This is a genomic window from Fannyhessea vaginae DSM 15829, from assembly GCF_000159235.2.
Classification (GTDB): Bacteria; Actinomycetota; Coriobacteriia; order Coriobacteriales; family Atopobiaceae; genus Fannyhessea; species Fannyhessea vaginae.
This window is the reverse complement of record NZ_ACGK02000001.1, coordinates 718,223-739,674: the sequence shown is the minus strand read 5'-3', so window position 1 is coordinate 739,674 and position 21,452 is coordinate 718,223. Positions and strand designations below refer to the sequence as shown.

At 42.9% G+C, this 21,452-nt stretch carries 16 protein-coding genes; all 16 read right to left on the bottom strand.

All coding sequences use genetic code 11. The features are described from left to right. Positions 1 to 22: 22 nt before the first annotated feature. A complete protein-coding gene (gene nusA / locus HMPREF0091_RS03200) occupies positions 23 to 1,267 on the bottom strand; it encodes a transcription termination factor NusA (RefSeq protein WP_006302828.1) in 1,245 nt (414 codons plus the stop codon). A 75-nt stretch (positions 1,268 to 1,342) separates the two neighbouring features. Beyond that, entirely contained in the window at positions 1,343 to 1,813 is a 471-nt protein-coding gene (locus HMPREF0091_RS03195; RefSeq protein WP_006302827.1) for a ribosome maturation factor RimP, read from the bottom strand. 214 nt (positions 1,814 to 2,027) lie between these two features. Further along, positions 2,028 to 4,685 carry a leucine--tRNA ligase gene (gene leuS / locus HMPREF0091_RS03190; RefSeq protein WP_006302826.1) on the bottom strand — a complete coding sequence of 886 codons (2,658 nt, stop codon included), beginning with the start codon at positions 4,683 to 4,685 and terminating at the stop codon, positions 2,028 to 2,030. 11 nt (positions 4,686 to 4,696) lie between these two features. Beyond that, positions 4,697 to 6,211 (bottom strand): IMP dehydrogenase, encoded by a 1,515-nt coding sequence (locus tag HMPREF0091_RS03185; protein WP_010241644.1) that lies wholly within the window; start codon positions 6,209 to 6,211, stop codon positions 4,697 to 4,699. 158 nt (positions 6,212 to 6,369) lie between these two features. Then, entirely contained in the window at positions 6,370 to 7,668 is a 1,299-nt protein-coding gene (locus HMPREF0091_RS03180) for a glycosyltransferase family 2 protein (RefSeq protein WP_010241643.1), read from the bottom strand. Positions 7,669 to 7,853: 185 nt separating this feature from the next. Beyond that, entirely contained in the window at positions 7,854 to 8,870 is a 1,017-nt protein-coding gene (locus HMPREF0091_RS03175) for an RluA family pseudouridine synthase (RefSeq protein WP_006302823.1), read from the bottom strand. Then, positions 8,863 to 9,366, bottom strand: a complete 504-nt coding sequence (gene lspA, locus HMPREF0091_RS03170; RefSeq protein ID WP_006302822.1) for a signal peptidase II — start codon at positions 9,364 to 9,366, stop codon at positions 8,863 to 8,865. The genes HMPREF0091_RS03175 and lspA overlap by 8 nt, the downstream gene beginning before the upstream one ends. Before the next feature lie 110 nt (positions 9,367 to 9,476). Then, entirely contained in the window at positions 9,477 to 12,284 is a 2,808-nt protein-coding gene (gene ileS, locus HMPREF0091_RS03165; RefSeq protein WP_006302821.1) for an isoleucine--tRNA ligase, read from the bottom strand. Between the two features lie 420 nt (positions 12,285 to 12,704). Next, positions 12,705 to 13,550, bottom strand: a complete 846-nt coding sequence (gene nadD / locus HMPREF0091_RS03160) for a nicotinate-nucleotide adenylyltransferase (RefSeq protein ID WP_006302819.1) — start codon at positions 13,548 to 13,550, stop codon at positions 12,705 to 12,707. Further along, positions 13,547 to 14,815, bottom strand: coding sequence for a glutamate-5-semialdehyde dehydrogenase (locus HMPREF0091_RS03155; RefSeq protein ID WP_010241640.1), 1,269 nt, complete (start codon positions 14,813 to 14,815; stop codon positions 13,547 to 13,549). Before HMPREF0091_RS03155 ends, nadD begins: the two co-directional genes overlap by 4 nt. Positions 14,816 to 14,880: 65 nt before the next feature. Further along, the gene (gene proB, locus HMPREF0091_RS03150; RefSeq protein WP_006302817.1) at positions 14,881 to 16,005 is read right to left on the bottom strand and encodes a glutamate 5-kinase; all 1,125 of its coding nucleotides are present in this window, start codon (positions 16,003 to 16,005) and stop codon (positions 14,881 to 14,883) included. Between the two features lie 52 nt (positions 16,006 to 16,057). Further along, complete coding sequence (obgE, locus tag HMPREF0091_RS03145) at positions 16,058 to 17,527, bottom strand: GTPase ObgE (protein WP_006302816.1); 1,470 nt, start codon at positions 17,525 to 17,527, stop codon at positions 16,058 to 16,060. A 28-nt stretch (positions 17,528 to 17,555) separates the two neighbouring features. Next, positions 17,556 to 18,311: an energy-coupling factor transporter transmembrane component T family protein gene (locus tag HMPREF0091_RS03140; protein ID WP_006302815.1), complete on the bottom strand. Its 756-nt coding sequence runs from the start codon at positions 18,309 to 18,311 to the stop codon at positions 17,556 to 17,558. Position 18,312: 1 nt separating this feature from the next. Beyond that, entirely contained in the window at positions 18,313 to 20,274 is a 1,962-nt protein-coding gene (locus tag HMPREF0091_RS03135; protein WP_006302814.1) for an ABC transporter ATP-binding protein, read from the bottom strand. Between the two features lie 158 nt (positions 20,275 to 20,432). Next, on the bottom strand, positions 20,433 to 21,062 hold the full coding sequence (locus tag HMPREF0091_RS03130; protein WP_010241635.1) for a hypothetical protein: 630 nt from the start codon (positions 21,060 to 21,062) through the stop codon (positions 20,433 to 20,435). Positions 21,063 to 21,200: 138 nt separating this feature from the next. Then, positions 21,201 to 21,344, bottom strand: coding sequence for a hypothetical protein (locus tag HMPREF0091_RS06230; protein WP_155811598.1), 144 nt, complete (start codon positions 21,342 to 21,344; stop codon positions 21,201 to 21,203). Positions 21,345 to 21,452: the final 108 nt, after the last annotated feature.

The window sequence follows — 21,452 nt, the reverse complement described above, 5'->3', positions numbered from 1 at the left end:
GATTTCGAGGGAAAGCCGCGCACTAAATGAGTGAATCTGGATCATCGGAAAAATCGCTTTGAGCGCCCGAGGCAAGTTGTTCATGAAGACGGCAATACCTAGAACCCGGACGAGCAACATTGCGGCATTGACCTTTATCGTCGCTCACAAATTCGCAGCGATAGTCACCGTCTTTGTCAACGGACTGAGGTGCTTTCTTAAGATCGCGTAAAATGTCGGCTGCAAGTGTTTCGTTTTTGATGTCAATATGCATGCCCGTAAGACGCGCAGCCAAACGAGCATTTTGTCCCTCTTTACCAATCGCTAAGGAAAGCTGATCGTCAGGAACAATCACGGTAGCATAATTATTTTCTTTATCAACTAAAACACGCGATACTTTAGCAGGCGAAAGCGCATTAGCAACATTGATTGCAGGGTCATCGCTCCACATAACAACATCAACGCGCTCACCTCGAAGCTCTGAAACCACCGTGCGTACACGCGATCCTTTAGGACCAACACATGCACCAACTGGATCAAGATGAGGATCTGTGGAGCTTACCGCAATTTTTGAACGAATGCCCGGTTCACGCGCAACAGATGCAATTGAAACAACACCATCAAAAATCTCAGGAACTTCGAGCTCAAACAAACGTGAAATAAGATCGGGGTGTGTACGTGACACAACAATGGATGGACGCTGACGCTCGCCTCTAATTTGCTGCTGATTAGCGTGAGGATCACGAACCTCAACGATTAAAGCACGAAGACGCTGATTATGGGCATAGTGCTCATTAGCAGGACGCTCATTTCGTTCGTCAGGATAACGATGAGGATCAAAATAAGGAAGCTCTGCCTCTACGCCATCACGTATTTTAATAATGGCAAAATCTGAGGTAGTTTGCAAAACAGTACCGGTGATAAGATCACCAACGCGCTTTGAGAACTCTTCAAAAATTTGCTGACGACCAGCACTGCGGATAATTTCGGCAAGTTCTTGCTTAGTATGTTGTACAACTAAACGACTTGCTTCTTTTGGCGTTACATCGCGCTCATCAAAGTCTTGGTACTCCCCTGTTTCAGGATCGGGCTCGCCTTTGGGAATAAGCTCATACACATACACTTTACCAGTAACACGATCGATAGTAACACGTGCTCCATGTTCAAGATGTAAAATGTCAGCATAATTTTTAGCAAGTGTTTGTTCGAGTCGATCAACAATATAAAGCTCATCTAAATGAGTTTTTTGGCAAATATCAATGAGTGCTTCTACCATGTTCGATGCCATATGTAAATCCTTTCAACAAAGGCGAAAAGCGCCTTTTATACTTTATGTAAACTAGCCTGCTTGTACGATGTAAAACTAAAATGTAGGTTTAATTTTGCACGACTTTACGTCATCTATCGTAAACGTCATATCTTGGCCGTCAACAATGAGGGTAAATGTATTGCCTTCAACAGATGAAAGCTTACCAGTAAAACGTTTGCGTCCTTCAAGTGCTCGCGTGACAAGTTCTACCTCTTGACCACAGAAACGTTCAAAATCGTGAATACGACGAAGAGGACGTGCAAGACCAGGAGATGAAACCTCCAGCGTATAAGAGGAGTCAATTGGATCAAGACTATCAAGAACTTCGTTAATCCATTCACTTTGAGCGGCAACTTCGTCAAGCGTAATAGTAGGCAAAGTCTCATCAAGATGGTCGATACGCAAGCGAATAACCGGAGCTGTTCGCGTTCCCGCTAGTTCAACATCAACAATATCAATGCCTCTTGGCGTAGCTGCTTCTTCCAAAGCCTTGAGCAAGGTTGTCTGAATATCTTCTAAGCTCACGTGCACTCCTCACCACACAGCATATAACCGATTCATATTAAAAGGAAGCAAGGTCGAAAAACCTTACTTCCTTACAAAAGTCAAAATAACTTACGTTCAGTGTAGCACAACAAACGTATCACCACAACATATGCACGTTTACATACGACAGCACGCAAACGCAGTACAAAAGCACCAAGGCAATAAACGAACAAGGGTTCAGCCATCCAAAAAACTAGCAAGCAACAATGTTTACCAGTTTATGAGGAATCACGATTACTTTTTTCACCGTTTTTCCTTCAAGCTGAGCGGCAACACTTTCAAGAGCTGCTTGTTGGATAACCTCAGAAGAAGCATCAGCATCAACTTCTACATGGCCACGCACTTTACCTTGGATTTGAACAACAATTTCGATGCGAGATTGTTTTGTACGCTGCTCATCAAACACAGGCCAGGAAGCGTCATAAATCGAATCAAAGGGCTTTGAAGTATCAACAAATGCCTGCTGATAAATTTCTTCAGCCCAATGCGGACACACAGGAGCAAGCAGCAAAACAATATCATGTGCCAAACGCAGTGCAAGATGAGGATTAAGCGTTTCATGTTGATCTACAAAACACTTAGACGCAGCGTTAACCAACTCCATAATTGCAGAAATTGCAGTGTTAAATTGATTTTTATCAAAGTCACGCGTGCATTTAAGACCAAGCGTATGAAGCGCGCGAATGAGCTCTTGCTCAGCGTGAGTAAGGTTTGTGTGCTCCAAAACAGAATCGTTAGGAACTATGGTTGTGCTAAGACCTGCATCGCGCGCAGCAAAAACAAATTGCCAAGCAAGACGCCATGCACGTTTGAGAAAACGATTAGTGCCTTGAACAACTTCGGTATCCCAATCGAAATCTTTCTCAGGCGGCGCAATAAACAAAATCGCCAAACGCAAGGTATCAGCACCAAATGGTTCAATAACACTTGAGGGTGGCACAACGTTACCCTTAGATTTACTCATCGTATCGCCATGTTCATCGCGAACCATACCCTGACACAAAAGATTAGTAAACGGCTCGTCAATGGAGCATAGGCCTAAATCGCGCATAACTTTTGTCCAAAAACGCGAATACAAAAGATGCAAAATAGCGTGCTCGATACCGCCAATATAGTTATCTACCGGCATAAAACGCTCAACGGCTTCTTTTGAGAAAGGAAGCTCAGTATTATGAGGATCACAATACCTGAGGAAATACCAGCTTGAACAGGTAAACGTATCCATCGTATCGGTAATGCGTCGAGCAGGCTTTCCGCATTTTGGACAGGTAGTTTCATAGAATTCTTTTGAATCGGCAAGCGTTTGGCCATTCTCAAGATTTAAATGTTTAGGCAATAAAACAGGCAAATCTTTAAGGGGAACCGCAACATCACCGCATGCGTCACAATGAATCATAGGAATTGGATTTCCCCAATAACGCTGACGAGAAATAAGCCAGTCACGCAGGCGATATTGAACAGTCTTACGAGCGCAACCCTTGTTGGTAAGATACTCGGTAATGGCTTCCTCGGCTTGAGAATGCTTACCACCTTTCATTCCCGTAAAGGGGCCCGATTGCACAAGATAACCTTGAGCTTCCATTGCCTGATCCCACGTGACATGGCGCACTTTAAGCTCTTTTTCACAGCAAAGCTCATCGTAGAGAGCGTCATCTTTAGAGCAAATGATAGGCGCGATCTCAAGATTATATTTTTGAGCAAAATCAAAATCGCGCTGGTCGCCGCATGGAACACCCATAACAGCACCAGTTCCATAATCACTTAAGACATAATCGGCAATCCAAATAGGTACCAGGCGATTGTTAACAGGGTTAAGGGCATATCGACCAGTAAATACACCATTCTTTTCGCGGTGAGAACCTTGACGATCAACAGCAGAAATTTTTTCGGTAGCAGCTTTCAGTTTAAGAAACTCCTCTTCGTAAGCAGTTCCTTGAACTAATTTTGCAGCAACTTCACTTTCGGGAGGAAGTACCAAAAACGATACACCATAAATCGTATCTGCACGCGTAGTAAATACCGTAAGTTTTTCGAGCTCACCCAAAGAAGAACGCTGCTCATCGGTGATAAATTCCGCTTGTTCGCTTGCAAGCTTGTCGCTATCGCAGGTGGCAAGAACAGAAAAATCGATCTCGGTACCAACAGAGCGGCCAATCCAATTTCTTTGTTGAGAAATAACATTTTCTGGCCAACCAGTAAGCGTATCAAGATCATCAAGAAGCTCTTGAGCGTAAGCGGTAATTTTAAAATACCATTGTGAAAGCTTCTTTTTTTGGCTGATTGTGTCGCAACGCCAGCATTTTCCGTTGATAACCTGCTCATTAGCAAGAACAGTTTTACAAACAGGGCACCAGTTTACTAAGGAATTTCCACGATAGACTAATCCCTTTTCCCACATTTTAATAAACATCCACTGACCCCAGGTGTAATAACTTGGATCGCAGGTGTTAAACATGCGCTGGTAATCGTAGGAAAATCCCATGCGCTTCATAGTAGAAATTGCCTGGTTGATATTAGAATATGTCCACGTAGAAGGCTCGGTATGATGCTTGATAGCAGCGTTTTCTGCAGGTAGACCAAACGCATCAAAACCCATAGGATGCAAAACATCAAATCCACGCATACGCGCTTGTCGTGCCATTACATCACCTATGGTGTAATTACGTGCGTGCCCCATATGCAAATCACCAGAAGGATAAGGGAACATCTCAAGCACATATTTCTTAGGACAATCTTTTTTAGTATCGGTAGCAAAGCTCTTGTTTTGCTCCCAAACTTTTTGCCATTTAGTTTCGATCTGTGCTGCGTCGTAAACAGGAATCTCGTGAGCAGTCTGAGAATTTTGTGACATAGAGGCTCTCCCTACCTAAAGTTCATATCGGAATTTGAGTCTTTTAACATAACATCGTGAGCGCCACCTTCTACCAATGACGTTGCAGAAACGCGCGTAATACGTGCTTTATCACGAAGCTCAGCAAGCGTTAGTGCACCACAGTTGCACATGGTAGAGCGTACCTTTGTAAGCGATCCCTCAACGTTATCTTTAAGTGGTCCAGCATAAGGAACGTATGAATCAACGCCTTCAACAAATGACAAAGCCTTCTTTTTACCGCCTAAGTCGTAACGTGCCCAGTTGCGTGCACGAGCAGAGCCTTCGCCCCAATACTCTTTAACATAGGATCCGTTTACGTTAAGACGACGTGTTGGGCTTTCATCAAAACGTGCAAAATAACGACCCAACATAAGGAAGTCAGCACCCATCGCAAGCGCAAGTGTCATATGATAATCGTAGACAATACCACCGTCAGAACATACAGGAACATACACACCTGTTTGCTCGTAATACTCATCGCGAGCACGACAAACATCGATCAAGGCAGAAGCTTGACCACGGCCAATACCTTTTTGCTCGCGTGTAATGCAAATTGAACCGCCGCCGATCCCAACTTTAACAAAATCGGCGCCACAATCAGCAAGATATCTAAATCCAGCAGCGTCAACAACATTTCCAGCACCAACTTTTACACTGGTACCATAGTGCTCGCGAATCCAATCAATAGTGAGCTTTTGCCATTCAGAGAAACCTTCAGATGAGTCAATGCACAATACATCTGCCCCAGCGTCTATAAGCAAAGGTACACGCTGTGCATAGTCGCGTGTATTAATACCTGCACCAACGATATAGCGTTTGTGTTCGTCAAGCAATTCATCTGGACGAGATTTATGAGAATCATAATCCTTACGAAATACCAAAGAAACAAGATTACCGTTATCGTCAACAATAGGAAGCTGATTAACTTTTTGCTCCCAGATAATATCATTGCACTCTTTAAGCGACGTGCGTGCGTTTGCCGTTATACAATCAGATGCTGCGGTCATAAATTCACGCACAGGCTTTTGCGGCTCGTCACGAGACACACGATAATCACGAGATGTGACAATACCGCAGAATTTACCAGTAGGAGTACCATCTTCGGTAACAGGCATGGTGGTATGACCAGTACGCTCTTTAAGCTCCAAAACATCAGCAAGCGTCATATCAGGAGTTAGCGTGGAATCAGAAATGACAAAACCAGCTTTGTAACTTTTAACCTCACGTACCATCTGTGCTTCATTCTCGGGACTTTGAGAACCGTAAATAAAAGAAATGCCCCCTTCTTGCGCAAGTGCAATAGCAAGACGAGGGCCAGAAACGGCCTGCATTATAGCTGAAACCATAGGAATATGCATGGTAATAGAAGGCTTTTCACCTTTTGCATAGCGTACAAGAGGCGTCTCGAGCGAAACATTAGACGGAATGTTTTTACTTGAGGAATATCCTGGTACCAGCAAATACTCCGAAAATGTATGCGATTCTTCCTCAAAAAATTTAGCCATCCCAATCTCCTTTGGCTCGACATCCTGTACTGTAATATATACCGCTTGAAACGATACATGTGTTGCTCTTTGCGTTGTGTGTTGTTGATAAGATAAACAACACATCCGCTTATACCTTAAATTGTATAGATTGTAGCACCTTTGCAAACCTTTGCAATTTATATGTTCTGTGTTCCTTCACTCATCACTTGATCAAAATTAACTGCAATATCATGTTTGGTAGGCACCCATTCAACTTTTTTGAACAAAGCAGCAACCGTAATTGGAATATAGGTCATCATAAAAAGCGGAAACGTAAACATATTTGCAATAACACGCCACTTCTTATGTGAATGAATGTGTTTTCTCTCAGAAATAGTTGTAATAACTCCCAAGACAAAAAACGTTATATACATTGATAAAAATGTAACAAAAAGTGAAGCTATACACATAGCGAGTTCAGCAGTTGTTGCTATAAAACCATGACTTAAGACTCCAACAATAAGATAAGCCGCATTCACAAAAAACGAGAGAAGCGTAAGTATCATTCCTGGTGCCACAGTCATAAGCATGTCATACGAGGAAAAACGTTTATGCGAAATACCGTGTACCAAATTCTTGAAATACGAGAAAAATACCTGATAAAAACCCTTTGTCCAGCGCATACGTTGTGTCCATGACGCTTTAAAGGTGATAGGTTGCTCGTCAAAAAACTCTGCAGGCGCATATCCAATTTGAATATCGTGAGCACAACAAAAGGTAGAAAATTGAATGTCTTCGGTAAGTGTATGAAAACGCCAACCATGCATACCACGAATAATAGGAACTGCTACCATCCAACCCGAGCCCGAAATTGCGCAACTGGTTCCAAGCATCATACGAGCATTATTTAAAAACTTGGCTTCGCGCAAAAACCAAAGTGCATATGCCGAGCTAATCCAGCTTGAATCAAAATTCTTAGAATTCCTATAACTGGTACACACAAGATAACCCGCATCAAAAGCCTGGTTCATAATCTCAACGTAATTAGGCGACAAAATATTATCTGCATCCATAATAAAGAACGCATCATACGCGTCGGGTTTTTCGTCTAAAATTCGGTTAAATGCATAATCGAGCACCCAACTTTTACCCTTACGAACAAGGTCATTACGTGCCCAGGTAATAGCGCCTGCAGCTTGCGCACGTTCAAACGTTTTATCGGTGCAAGCATCTGCAATTACATAGCAATCAATAGTGCCTTCATATTTTTGAGAAAGAATCGAGGTAACTAGATTCCCAACAACAGACTCCTCATTATGGGCAGGAATTACAAATGCATATCGATGGTGCTTTTTTGCTTGAGGAAGAACAACATCGCCTTTGAACATAACGCGAATTAAGTAGACAATTTGATAAAAATAAGCAAACGTAAAGAAGAACCAAACAACACCGTTAAAAATAACGATAGGCGTTATTCCAAGCGCAGTTAAATTCATATAGTCTAACTCCCAAATCCTTATGTAAACCCATAGGCAATGGATATACATGACCAAACGAGTTTGTATATTTATAGTAGCGTAAATAATGAGCTATACGCACCCAAAAAGTCAAAAGTTACGAGTTTTTAAAATAATTGCAAAAGAAGTAAAAAGACCTAGATCTGCACAAGATACAAAACTACTTAGAGCTTAAGTTCAGCACATATGCGCTCACCTTGTGCAGTCCTTCCCATTGATTGAGGTTGAAGCCGCGCTAAAACCTCGGATAAATCGGACGGAAGCTTATCGCAAAATTGAAGATGTTCATGCGTTATAGGATGGTCAAATGACATACGCCACGAATGTAAAAATTGCCGTTGCAATCCTTGATTGAGCGCATCGCCTTTTCTTCCATAGAGCGGATCTCCCACAACACTATGACCAACGTAGCGCATATGTACACGAATTTGATGCGTTCTTCCCGTATAGAGATGACACTCAAGCAGCGAATAACCATCGTCTTTTGAGCCCGCCTCAAATCGTTCAAGCGTTTTAAACGTTGTAATAGCTTCTCGTGAAGCAGGATCTTTGCTTATGCACATTTTAAGACGATTTTTTTTAGAACGCGCAATACCAGTTGTGATAGTGCCTTCATCAGGCGTAACATAGCCTTGCACCAATACAATATAGCGACGGTCAAATACACGCAGCCGAATTAAATCTTGCAGTGCTTGCTGGGTGGTGTTGTCTTTTGCAGCAACCATTAAACCAGTTGTATCCATATCAAGACGATGAACAATGCCTGGACGATCATCTCCTTGCAACAATCCTAAATGCTCGTATCCACAATGCGCTACTAAGGCATTAGAAAGTGTGTCATCAACGTGACCAGGAGAAGGATGACATACCAAACCCGTTTGCTTTGAAATAACTAACAAATAGTCATCCTCATAACGAATATCCAAAGGAATAGAAGCATTAGGCATGATATGAGATGAAGACGTATTATCAATTTGTTGAGCAACACAGATACGATCGCCCATACGAACACGCTCTGATTTAGACAAAGCAAGCGTATCATTAATTTCAACTTTTCTCTGTTCAATAAGGTGCGCACACGCATTACGTGCGCCTAATTCTGAACAAGTTGACAAAAAAGCATCAAGTCGCATGCGATCATGTTGAGGAGTAACTAAAAGTTGAATATGCGTTTCACTCATCGTGCGCCTGATTTCGAGAGACAACATAAGAATAAACAAAGAGCCCACATGCACCAAGCGTTACATATATGTCGGCAATATTAAAAATAGGAAACGATATAAACTGTGTTGCAAAAAAATCGCATACGGTATGAAATATGAGTCTATCTAGTAAATTGCCTAAAGCGCCTGCAGCGATAAGCATTAATGTACGCCCAAGATAAAGATCGGTGCATTTACGTATGAGATAGTAAAAGATAACAACAAGAGTCACAAGTGCACATATGACAAAAAACGGACGAGCGCCTTCGGCAAAACTAAAGGCGGCGCCACTATTTTCTACGTGATAAAACTCAATAATTCCTTCTAGGAAAGGACGCTTCGCAAAAAGAGGTAACTGATCTCTTACGATACATTTACTCAACTGATCAATGCTGACCAACACAGCAAAACATATAAACAGAGTTACCAAACAAGGCAAACTCAAGCCCTGTTGTTTTGAGCTCTGTTTTGTCATACACGAATCCTTTCTTTATCGCAAAAAGCACGCTGCGCTCAACTTGAACGTACAAATTGAGCGCATATATTTTTACAAATTACCTTAAAAATTGCACGTTGTACAAGTCGTTATAAGTTACCCATAACTTTGCTACAACGAGAACACAAGCCATCAGATTCAAGATGTCGCCAATTCCAACAACGCGGACATTTTTCGCCTGTTGCCTGAACAACGCTACAGCTCAAATCCTTGCCATCAGAAAGTTCAACGGCAGAACACACCAAAGCCTCTGCAATATCAAGATGAGGTACCACTTCAAGAGCTTTTTTCATATCCAGCGTAAGCGAAATACGAGCAAGTGTTGCTTGCGTAGTGTTTTCCTCAAACGATGTATCTTCACGTGCGCGCTCGTATGCCTTGGTAAATGAGTTACGGATTTGAACAAGTGCTTTGTATGCAGGAAGATATGTTGCCATATGTTTTTCGTCAACAGGAGCACTAAACCAAGAAAGCAGTGCTGCAAAAGTCTTTCCCTCGCGAAGCGATTGGGGCATGTGCTCAAGAACTTCATCGCAGGTAAATACCAAAATAGGCTGCAAATCACGAACAAGCATGGCAAGAAGATATGACCAGGTTGTAAGCGCACTTCTGCGCTCAAGGCCAGTAGTTGCACCACAATACACACGATCTTTGGTAGCGTTGAGATAGCCTTGAGACAACTCAGTTACTACGTAATCATAAAGCGTACGATACACCTGATTAAACTTATAATCTTGATACGCTTGAGTAACTTGATTGTGAACCTCGCACATACGCGTGAGAACGCATTTATCATAATCGCTGAGGTCATCAAATGCCAAGCCATCTGTTGCAAGATCAAACTGATCCTCAAGCTCACCTAACAAGAATCTAAAGGTATTGCGGAAATGACGATAAGCATTGCCCACATGGCTTAATATCTCTTCGTCGCACGACACATCAACAGAAGTATCAACAGAGGCGACCCACAAACGAATGATATCAGCACCTTGCGTAGCACAAACTTTGTTTGGATCAATAACATTACCCAAGCTCTTGGACATCTTTCTACCCTGTCCGTCTAAGGTAAAGCCTTGAGAAACAACAGATTTATAAGGAGCCATTCCATAGGCACCAACAGAAGTCATAAGTGAGCTCATAAACCAACCACGGTGCTGATCTGATCCCTCCAAATACATATCTGCAGGGAATTGCAGCTCTGGGCGATGTTTACACACGGCCGTATGAGAAACTCCTGAATCCCACCATACGTCCAAAATGTCTTTATTTGCTTGAAGGTTGTGAGATTCACACGCAGGACATACGCACGCATCACCTAAGTAGTCTTGCGGATCTTGTGTAAACCAGGCATCTGAGCCACAGTTTTTAAAGAGTTCGATTGTTTTATCAAGCGTTGCATCATTAAGTACAAGCTCACCACAATCCTTACAGGTGAAAGCAGGAATTGGAACACCCCAGTTGCGCTGACGAGAAATACACCAATCGGGTCGACCTTCAACCATGGTACCAATACGACGAGCAGCATGAGCAGGATAAAAGGTAACATGGGCAAGTTCTTGAGTTGCTTGTTTGCGCAAGTTAGTTTGGTCCATCGAAACAAACCACTGATCAGTTGCTCTAAAGATAACGGGCTTTTTACAACGCCAACAGTGAGGATACGAGTGTGATATATCTTCATGAAGGATAAGAGTATGACGTTTAGTAAGCCAATCAATAACACAAGGATTAGCATCGTTTACATTCATGCCCGAGAACGGTCCTCCCGTACCCAAGCCATCTCCTTCATAAAAGCAGCCGTTATCATCCACTGGCATAACAACGGGCACACCAAACTTACAACCTGCAATATAGTCGTCCACACCGTGTCCAGGAGCTGAGTGAACAACACCGGTACCATCATCAAGCGTTACATAGTCTGCGTAAATAAATACACCAGTTTCACCCTGCTCACCAAAAATTGGCAAAAGATAGGTATTACCCTGCAATTGAGTACCCGTTCCACGCCAGGTATTTCCTTGGGCATCGCGTGCTAATTCATAGGAATCATAACCAAATTTTTCGCAACATTTTTTAACAAGAGCCTCGGCCATAAGCTCACAACGACCGTCAACCAAAACGCCAACATAGGTAGCTTCGGGGTGCAAGATAACACAGTCATCTGCTGGAAGCGTCCACGGAGTGGTTGTCCAAATGTCTACCCATAAATTATCGGCGTAAGCCTCAAGACCAGCTGGAACGCTCTTCATAGCAAAACGAACAAAGATAGCGGGCGAAATCTCATCACCATATTCAATTTCAGCTTCTGACAATGCGGTGTGACAGTACATACACCAATGAACAGGCTTTCTACCGCGATAAATTGATCCTTTGTCGTAGATTTTTTTGAAAATCTCAATATCAGTAGCATCGTAGTCGTGCGTATAGGTTAAATAAGGATCATTCCACTTTGCCAAAACGCCCAAACGCTTAAATCCCTGACGCTGGGTATCAACTTGTTCAACAGCCATTTTACGACAAAGCTCACGAATTTTAGCAGTTGAGAGCTGGTTAAACTTTTGCGTTCCAAGCATTTGTTCAACTTTATGCTCAATAGGTTGACCATGACAATCCCAACCAGGAATAAACGGCGTTTGAAATCCGCGCATCGACCAGTAACGATTGATAATATCCTTTGAGATTTTATTGAGTGCATGACCCAAATGAATGGGACCATTTGCATAGGGAGGTCCATCATGAAGCACAAACTTATCGTGACCTTCATTTTGTGCCTGCAAAAGCTCATATACATGATTTTCTTCCCACATTTTAAGACGTTTTGGCTCGTTTTGTGCAAGGCCCGCACGCATGGCAAAAGAGGTCTTTGGTAAATTCATAGAGCTTTTATATTCGTTAGCCACGTGAAAATCCTTTCATGTCGTATCGAACGTTTTAACCGTACACACGGCATAAAAAAACGCCCGTCCCTCCTTGCTGGGACGAAGCGTAGATAACACGCATTACAAGCGTTATAAGCGTTATAAGCACTTCGATTAAACCACCCAGCGAGCAGAAATCTTACTCCGCTTTACTCGGTTGACATGTGTCGTCTGTCATACACGGTGGCATCTACTAAAAACTTTAACCGTGACATATGCATGTAAAGTTTTGTTTGAACCACAGCTCAAAGGTGATATCTTATTGCATTGCCTATAACGTTCCAGCTACCGTTACTCTCTATAAGGCAAGTGAGCAAAAGACGCGTCCTTATCATCGCCTTATGTACATGATAGCATGTACGCCAACATAAAGAAGATAAAAGTTATAACGTAATCTAAAGTTTATAAATCTTTATCAGAATCCATATGCTTATACACGCGAATATTCGCCCCGTACAAAAGATGTTTATGAATATAACCCGTAACCGTATCAGGCGTAAGATACCTCAGTGAGCGTTGATGCTGCACGCGTTCGCGCAGGTAGCTTGATGAAATTGAGAGCGCCGGAACTTCTAAATAGCGTATGTCTAAGTGAAGATTTGATGCCTCTATGCGACGCTGTGCGCTGCGTAGATCGTAACCAGGGCGCGTTGCAGCAACAAAGTGACAAGATGAAGAAATTTTATGCGCATCATGCCAATAGATAATATTTGCAATAGCATCTGCACCCGTAATGAAAAAGAATTCTACATTATCAGGGTAAAAAGCGCGAAGCAAACGCAGCGTATCGGCGGTATAGGTAATACCTGCACGATTGATCTCAAAACGAGAAACCAAAAAGTGAGGATTATCAGCGGTTGCAAGGATTGCCATCGCATAGCGATCTTCTGCAGTTGCAACATGACGGTCTTGCTTAAACGCAGGAGACCCACAAGGCATAAAAAGGACAAGATCCAAATTAAGTTCATCATACGCCGTTTCGGCTGCAACAAGATGTCCATGGTGAATGGGATCAAACGTACCGCCCATAATGCCTAATCGATACGTTTTATCTCTATCTTGGCCAAGGTCAGGTAAATCGCACAGTGCGTGCTCGGCATTAAGATAGGCAATTTCTGAGGGCGTGAGCTTATCTAAAGAAGCAGGATAATTACAATGAGCTACAACATGTTGTTCATGCAGAGAACGAACGCTCCTATCATCAGGCAGCATAGAATGTTGAGCTGCGCTTTCTTCTGCAGAATTCATCGAATTTGTCCTTGTCCGCGTAGAATATATTTAGTAGTGGTAAGTGCAGCTGCGGCAAAGGGGCCTCGTGCGTGCAACTTTTGCGTAGAAATGCCAATTTCTCCGCCTAATCCAAACTCGCCACCATCGGTAAAGCGCGTAGACGCATTTGCATAGACCGCAGCCGCGTCAACCAACGTTAGGAACTTCTGACAAGCATTATAGTCTTGTGCAAGAATCGCTTCAGAATGACCAGTTCCATAACGGTTAATGTGATCAATTGCCTCATCAATATCGGCAACACAATGCACACTCATTTTAAGATCAAGATATTCCGTTGCCCAATCTTTTTCGTCTGCAAGCTGCATAGCTATGTTACATTCTTGTGCAATTTGAATTGCACGTGCATCTCCCACAAGCTCTACGCTGCGGTCGGCAAGCGCACGTAACACTGGTGGTAAAAGCTCGGGCGCGACACAAGTATCAACCAAAAGCGATTCCGCAGCATTACAAACTCCAGGACGTGACGTTTTTGCATTAACTACTACCGAAACAGCATTTGAGATGGCTTCTTTGCTAGAAAGTGACTTATGAAGATATACATGACAATTCCCCACCCCAGTTTCTATGGTTGGAACTTGTGCATGACGAACCACAGATTGTATAAGGCGCGCGCTTCCACGAGGAATAAGAACGTCGACAAGCCCACGTGCGCCCATAAGTTTTTCTGTTTCGCTGTGATCGGTACTTTCTATATATTGAACTGCATCTTGAGGAAGTCCTGCTTGAGCAAGCGCTTGTTGACACACGCGCGCAAGTATACTGCACGATTCGCGAGCGGCAGAACCCCCCTTGAGAATACATGCATTTCCGCTTTTTAAACAAAGTGCAAAAGCATCGACAGTTACATTTGGACGTGCTTCATAAATGATAGCAACTACCCCTAAAGGAACTGTTATCTGCTGCATTTGTATTCCGTTTTCAAGGGTGTGACCACTACGAATTTGACCCAAGGGATCACTTTGAGCCGCAATTTGAAGAAGCGAACTTTTCATTGCATCTAAGCGCTCAGGCGTTAAAAGCAAACGATCTATCAAAGGTTGAGGAAGATTGCAGGCGCGTGCGCGCTCAAGATCTTTATTATTAGCACGTAAGATTTCATCGGAAGAACTTCCAATAAGCTTTGCGCAGATGGTAAGTGCATGATTTCTTTGACTCAAAGAAGCTTGTCGCATGCTTTTGGACGCACTATGCGCCAAACGAGCTTTATCAAGTGCCTCTGACATGGTGACCTCATTTCTAAATGTAAGCAGGCTTATCATTAGTTTATAGATGTTTTACACGTGTAGAATTAAAACAGCAAGAGCTCATCTTTATGTATCACAGGAATATTTGCTTTTTGGGGCATAAAACGTGCAATAACATCGAGTTTTAAGCCTTTTGAAACACAAAGATCATCAGAAGAATACTTGCTTATGCCGCGGGCGATTAACGAAGAGTGCTCATCGCGCACGCTAATAACATCACCTGCATGAAACGTGCCTTTAACTTCGCGTATACCAACTGGCAAAAGCGATGCACCGTCTTTGATGAGCGCCTGCTTTGCTCCTGCATCAACCGTAACGCTTCCTTGTGGAATTTCGGCAATGCCTATCCAGAGCTTACGAGCATTTTCGGGAGTATGCGTAGATTCTGGAACAAAGCGCGTTTGAGAAACGCGATTTTTGACAATATCGTCAAGTGAATAGGTGTGATGACCGTTGCAAATAATGGTGGTAATACCTGCTGCAAGAGCCGCGCGCGCAGCATAAAGCTTAGTAGACATTCCACCGGTACCAACGCCTGACACCGAACCTGTAGCGCAAGCAATAAGCTCGGGAGTGATCTTGTGAACCGTATCTATATGACGCGCTTTTGAATCGGTTGCAGGATTTGCGGTGTATAAACCATCGACATCGGTATAAATAATATAGGCATCAGCATGAACCAACGTAGCAACAATTGCACCAAGAGTGTCATTATCTCCAAACGTAAATTCGGCAACCGAAACCGTGTCATTCTCGTTTACCACAGGCACTGCGCCTAAATGCAGAAGCGTTCCTATGGTAGTTCGAGCATTAAGATACGTTTCTCTACTACACACATCATGGCGCGTAAGTAAAACTTGTCCAACACTTATGCCGTGGGCACCAAGTGCTTGGGCATATGCCTCGGTTAAAAGTGCCTGGCCAGCTGCTGCGCAAGCTTGAAGAGAAGGAATATCGCTTGGGCGCACGTGCATATGCAAACGTTTCATACCTGCGGCAACGGCACCAGATGAAACTACAATCACATGATTACCTGCAGCTTTAAATGCCGCAATATCATCAGCAAGCTTTTGGATATATGCAGTATCCACCTCGCCCGTTGCATCAACCAAGGTAGATGAACCTATTTTTATGACATAAATATCTGAGACTTCAAAGATATCTTGCAAATCAACGCTCCTTTATGAGATATCCTTATTCTTTACGCGCAACATTTTGGCTTTATACAGAAGGTACATCTGGCGTGGAGAAAGATGTGTCAGCTGATACTGAATCTTCTTCTTCAACAACCAATGCAGTGTCGATAGACGTAGCATCACAAGGCATGTCATTTTCGTCATCTGTGAGTGTATCTGCTCCTTCAAAGGTAAATGAATACCCAAGGATACGTATTTCATCGCCAGGCTTTGCACCATGTTTCATCAGGCGTTCTTCAAGACCAATTCGATCAAAACGATGTTGTAGATACACAACTGCTTCATCATTTTCCCAATCAGTTTGAACAACCATACGTTCAACACGAGTTCCGCTCACACGCCATATACCTGTTGATTCTTGTGTTATGTGAACCATATTTTCACGACGTGTAAGCTCGTAGCGAACTTTTTGAGTCTCAATTTGTGTGCGTTCGGCGTCTTTTAATGTTTGAGTATGAAGCTCTTTTCGTAATTCATAAACTTGCGAAGCACAAACATTTTTAAGTGTCTCGATACCTTTTCCTGTAAGTGCTGAAACTTCGATAAAGCTATGACCTGCGGCAAGAGCGAGACGTTTAAGTTCTTCAAGAGCTTGAGTGTTGTGGGGCATGTCGCATTTATTTGCAAGCACAATTTGAGGGCGCTGGCTTAGCTCGGGGGCATAAGCTTCTAGTTCGTTATTAATGGTGTGATAATCTAACACAGGATCGCGACTCTCAAGACCACCAGTTATATCCACAACATGCAAAATGAGCGCACTGCGTTCTATATGACGTAAAAACTGATGACCAAGGCCCTTTCCTTCACTTGCACCTTCGATTAAACCAGGAACATCGGCCACAACAAAAGAATAACCTGAGGCAGCACGAACCATTCCTAGATTTGGAACAAGCGTGGTAAACGGATAATCAGCAATTTTTGGACGCGCAGCGCTTAAGCGCGCAATGAGCGAACTTTTTCCAACCGAGGGCATACCAACCAGCGCAGCATCGGCCATAACTTTCATTTCGAGTTCAATCCAATGTTCCTGTGCAGGCTCGCCTTTCTCGGCAAAAGCAGGAGAACGTCGAACAGATGTCACAAAGTGAATATTACCGCGGCCGCCATGTCCTCCTTGTGCAACAACAACCTCTTGTCCATCAACAGTAAGATCTGCCAGCGTATAGAGTGGCTTCATAGTTTTTGGATCAAGCTCTCTTACCACGGTACCAACTGGCACATCTAAAATAAGAGACTCTCCGTCTTTTCCATGTTTACGAGCACCTTGACCGTGTGTTCCACGCTCGGCTCTAAAATGATGTTTAAACCTAAAGGCAACTAAAGAAGAAACCGACGTCTTTGCACGAAGTATAATGCTTCCGCCTTCTCCTCCATCACCGCCATCGGGGCCGCCTTTAGGGACGTATGCTTCTCTACGAAACGACATACAACCCGCACCGCCATCTCCACCTTTAACAAAGATGTGGCACAAATCGGTAAAAGTATTGGTTGCCATACGCCCTCCTTAAAAAGTAACATCCTTTTTATAGTAACGAAAAAGCGCAGGCAGCGGCAATTAAAATAAAAGAAACGAGAAAAAGTACACCATCTTGAGGTAAGAACGGATACGTTTTATATGAACTCTGTGCTGTACGTAGATAAAAACCCCTCTGCTCTGCCGCTAAAGCACACATATCGGCCTTGCGTACCGATGAAACCAAAAGCGGGATAATGAGTGGCATCATGAGCTTGAGTTTCTTATACGGATTGGGTGTATCAAATTGAACACCACGCGCCATTTGAGCTTCACTGATTTGCGTCATTTCGTACGCAAAGATAGGAACAAAGCGAATAGCAGTTGTAATAGTAAATGCATAACAATAAGGAATATGCAGATAAGCAACACAGGCATTAGCAAGATCATTTAATTTAGTAACCGAAAGCATACTTACCAGCGGCAAAGCAAAACAAAAGAGCCGAAGCGCCGCGCGCAAGGCACTTATGAGTCCTGCATCTGTTATCCATAAAAACAGATGTGTTCCCCCTTGATTAAGCATGCTTTGAAGGCAAAACATAACACAGGATAAAATCAAAATAGCTTTGAGCAAAGAGCGCAGTGCTGATAAAATATGTGCTGAATACATCGTAAGCACAATGAGAAGTGCAAGTACCACAAGTGCGCGACAATCTGATGTAATAAACGCAGCTATAACTACACTCATTGCTAAAACAAGTTTTGAAAGTGGATTTGCACGATGAAGGAGCGTTTTACCTTCGTGATAAGAAAGAATCGTATTCATACTACACTCCTTGAGTGCGGTTGTGTTTTAGAGCACATGCTTCTAACAGCAACTCTTGTGTATAACAGTTGGTACAAACCGTCCATGATTTGTTTACTAAGCCATGTGCCACACTTGCCAGCTGAGAAGGAGAAATTGCAGCTTGGCTGCAAAGAGATTCTTGGGAGAAAATACTTTGCATATCCCCTGTTGCAAGAAGTTTGCCCTCACTTATAACCATAAGACGCGTAGCGTAATCGGCCACAACTTCCATGTCATGACATACCATAAGAACGGCGCAGCCCGTTTGTTGCAAACGTACCACATGCTCCATTACACGTTGACACTCAACAAAATCAAGGCCACACGTTGGTTCGTCCAAAAGCAATAATCGCGGACGGGTTACCATGGTTGCTGCAAGCGCCACCATCTGACGCTGACCGCGCGAAAGCATAAAAGGACTGGCAGAGGGATCAAGATTTAACTCATCAATAACCTTATCGGCACGAGCGTACGCTTTATCTTTCTCGATTCCAACTAACAAACAGCTAAACGCAACTTCTTCTCGAACACTTGGTTTTGAAAGCTGATAATCGGGGTTTTGAAAAAGCGTAGAAACAAAACGCGCACGCTTGCTTACAGGCATGTTTTGTGTGGAGGTACCGCACAAAGAAATTGTTCCCGTGCGCGGACGCAAAAGACCATTAATGAGCTTGGTAATAGTTGACTTACCTGCTCCATTTTGTCCAACAAGTGCAACAAGCTCTCCAGGATATAGTGAAAACGAGATATCACTTAGCGTTTCTTGAGCGCCAGCATACGAAAACGAAACATGTTCAAAAGCCAAAGTCTTTGAGCGATCTTGTACCTGCCGCGATATACACGTGGGTTGTGACGAAGATGTATGCATACGCGCAATAATATCGTCTGAAAGCGGTTGGTGCATATCGTGCACAAATGATTGCGAAGGAACAGACGAAAGCATATCGTCTAGTACCTGCACGGTATCGGTAACACTTACCGGCATTATTTGATGCGACGTACTTGAATCATTCAAACCGCGCGCACGAAGCGTTTGGATCAGGCGCGTAGTACGCGGATAGTTAATTCCTACCGAATCCAAAAGTTCGCGTTGCTTGAGTGCTTCGTCAATAGGCGCATCTAAGCAGAGCTCACCTTGTGACAGCACAAGCAAACGACGGCAATACGTGCACAAAAGTGCAACTTTTTGCTCAATGACCACTATGGTAATTCCGTATGTTGCATTTAAGTCACAAAGAATTGAAAAAATCATCTCGGAAGAAACTGGGTCAAGCGCACACGTTGGCTCATCTAAAATCATAACGCGCGGACGCAGCGCCAAAATTGCAGCAATGGCAACTTTTTGCTTTTGTCCGCCCGATAGTGTGTCTATATCACGATATTTTAAGTCTAAAATGCCTACCGCACGCAAAGCCTCATCCATACGTGAATAAATTTCATCGTGAGGAATTCCAAAATTTTCAAGACCAAACAAAAGCTCGTCTTCAACATTGCTCGCAACCATTTGAGCATCAATATCTTGGATAACAGAGCCAATATATCGTGCAATTTGAGTAAGCGAGAGCGTTTTCGATTCTTTTGAGTAAATCATAACGCTACCGCTTAATGTTCCAGCAAAATGATGAGGTATAGCTCCTGTCATCAGCGAGGCTAAGGTCGTTTTACCAGCTCCGGTGGAGCCAATAATTCCTACAAATTCACCTTCATAAATGGAAGTATTTATGTCTTTAAGCGCACAAACTTGTTGCTGGGGCAAACGAGCAGCGGAAACATCTGCAGTTGATTTTGTACGAGCGGTAGAGCGCGCAATATCGGCTTGCGAATTCTGCTGCGTTGCATACGTAAAGCTTACATGCTTAAAAGAGATAAGTGGCATAAGCTGAGATGCATGAGGCACATCTTGCGTATCATCATAACGTGGTATTGATTTATCTTCGCGCATATGCCCTTTCCCTTATAGTCAATGAAAACGTTTAGACAGTTTAACTTGTCTTTTAAGCATACTTCACCATAGGCGCTTTGTACGCTGCTCTTTTGTCAGTATAACAATTTTTACCAAGATTCTCACGCATGATTGTCACATGCAGAATTGTTTGGATGTTATTTGTGCAAAACCAATTTAAGAGGCTGATACAGCAAGGCAACCACAAGTCCATTTGCAAACGCAGTTCCAATTACAATTGGAGCCATTACCAAAGCGGCACCAAGTTCGAGGTGCAAGAATACAAGTGTTGCAACAGTTGCAAAGATGCCTCCAGAAATAAGAGTGGTAACAAACGTTAAAATAAAGGGAAATAGATCAAGCTTTGAATTACGTATATGGCCAAACATATGAGTATAGGCAAGCGTCATAAGAGTCATGCAAACAGAGGCAGGAATATCGCATGCATACTCAAGACCAGGAATTGACGTATTGAGCTGAATAAGCGTTGCAGCAAGTGCGCCAATAATAATGCCCTGAACTATATTAGGTTTAAGTAACAAAATACTTAAGCAAAACGACGCAATAACAAATTCGGGCTGAATTCCCGTAATTGCCAAAGACTTTGCAACGGTTAAATCCAAAATACAACCTGCGGCTAAAAGCACAGCGGTCAAAATAAGCGACGAAATTGAAAGCGCGTGGTGAGGAGTTGCATTTTGTGATACATCGCTCGTAATTTCTTCAAAAGGATTGACAGTGTTTTGAGTGTTTTGAGTGTTTAATTCTTGAGCTTGTTCGTATGACATAATAAGTCCTTTCATGGATATCAACATGCTTAGAGCATAGATATATTTGATAAAAAACGTATAAAGAAATGTAAATAAAAAAGACTTTCAGAATTACTCCGAAAGCCTTATACAAAAATCAGCAATACTTCAGAGTAATTAACACTTAGCTAAAGATTGCCACCACCATGCCTGTACAGAAGAATTGTTAGAAGCAGACGCAACAAGCGTAGTTTGAGCAAGCATGGCAACCTCCTTTAGGTTATAGTGCAGCATCAAGTTTTTAAGAACTTGTACTATCATACACATTCGCGAACATGTTACGCAATACCTTAAAAGGTATTGCGAAACGATTCACCACAAATCCGAAAACACTAACACTTTGAAAACGCCCCACCCTTGAGGCGAAGG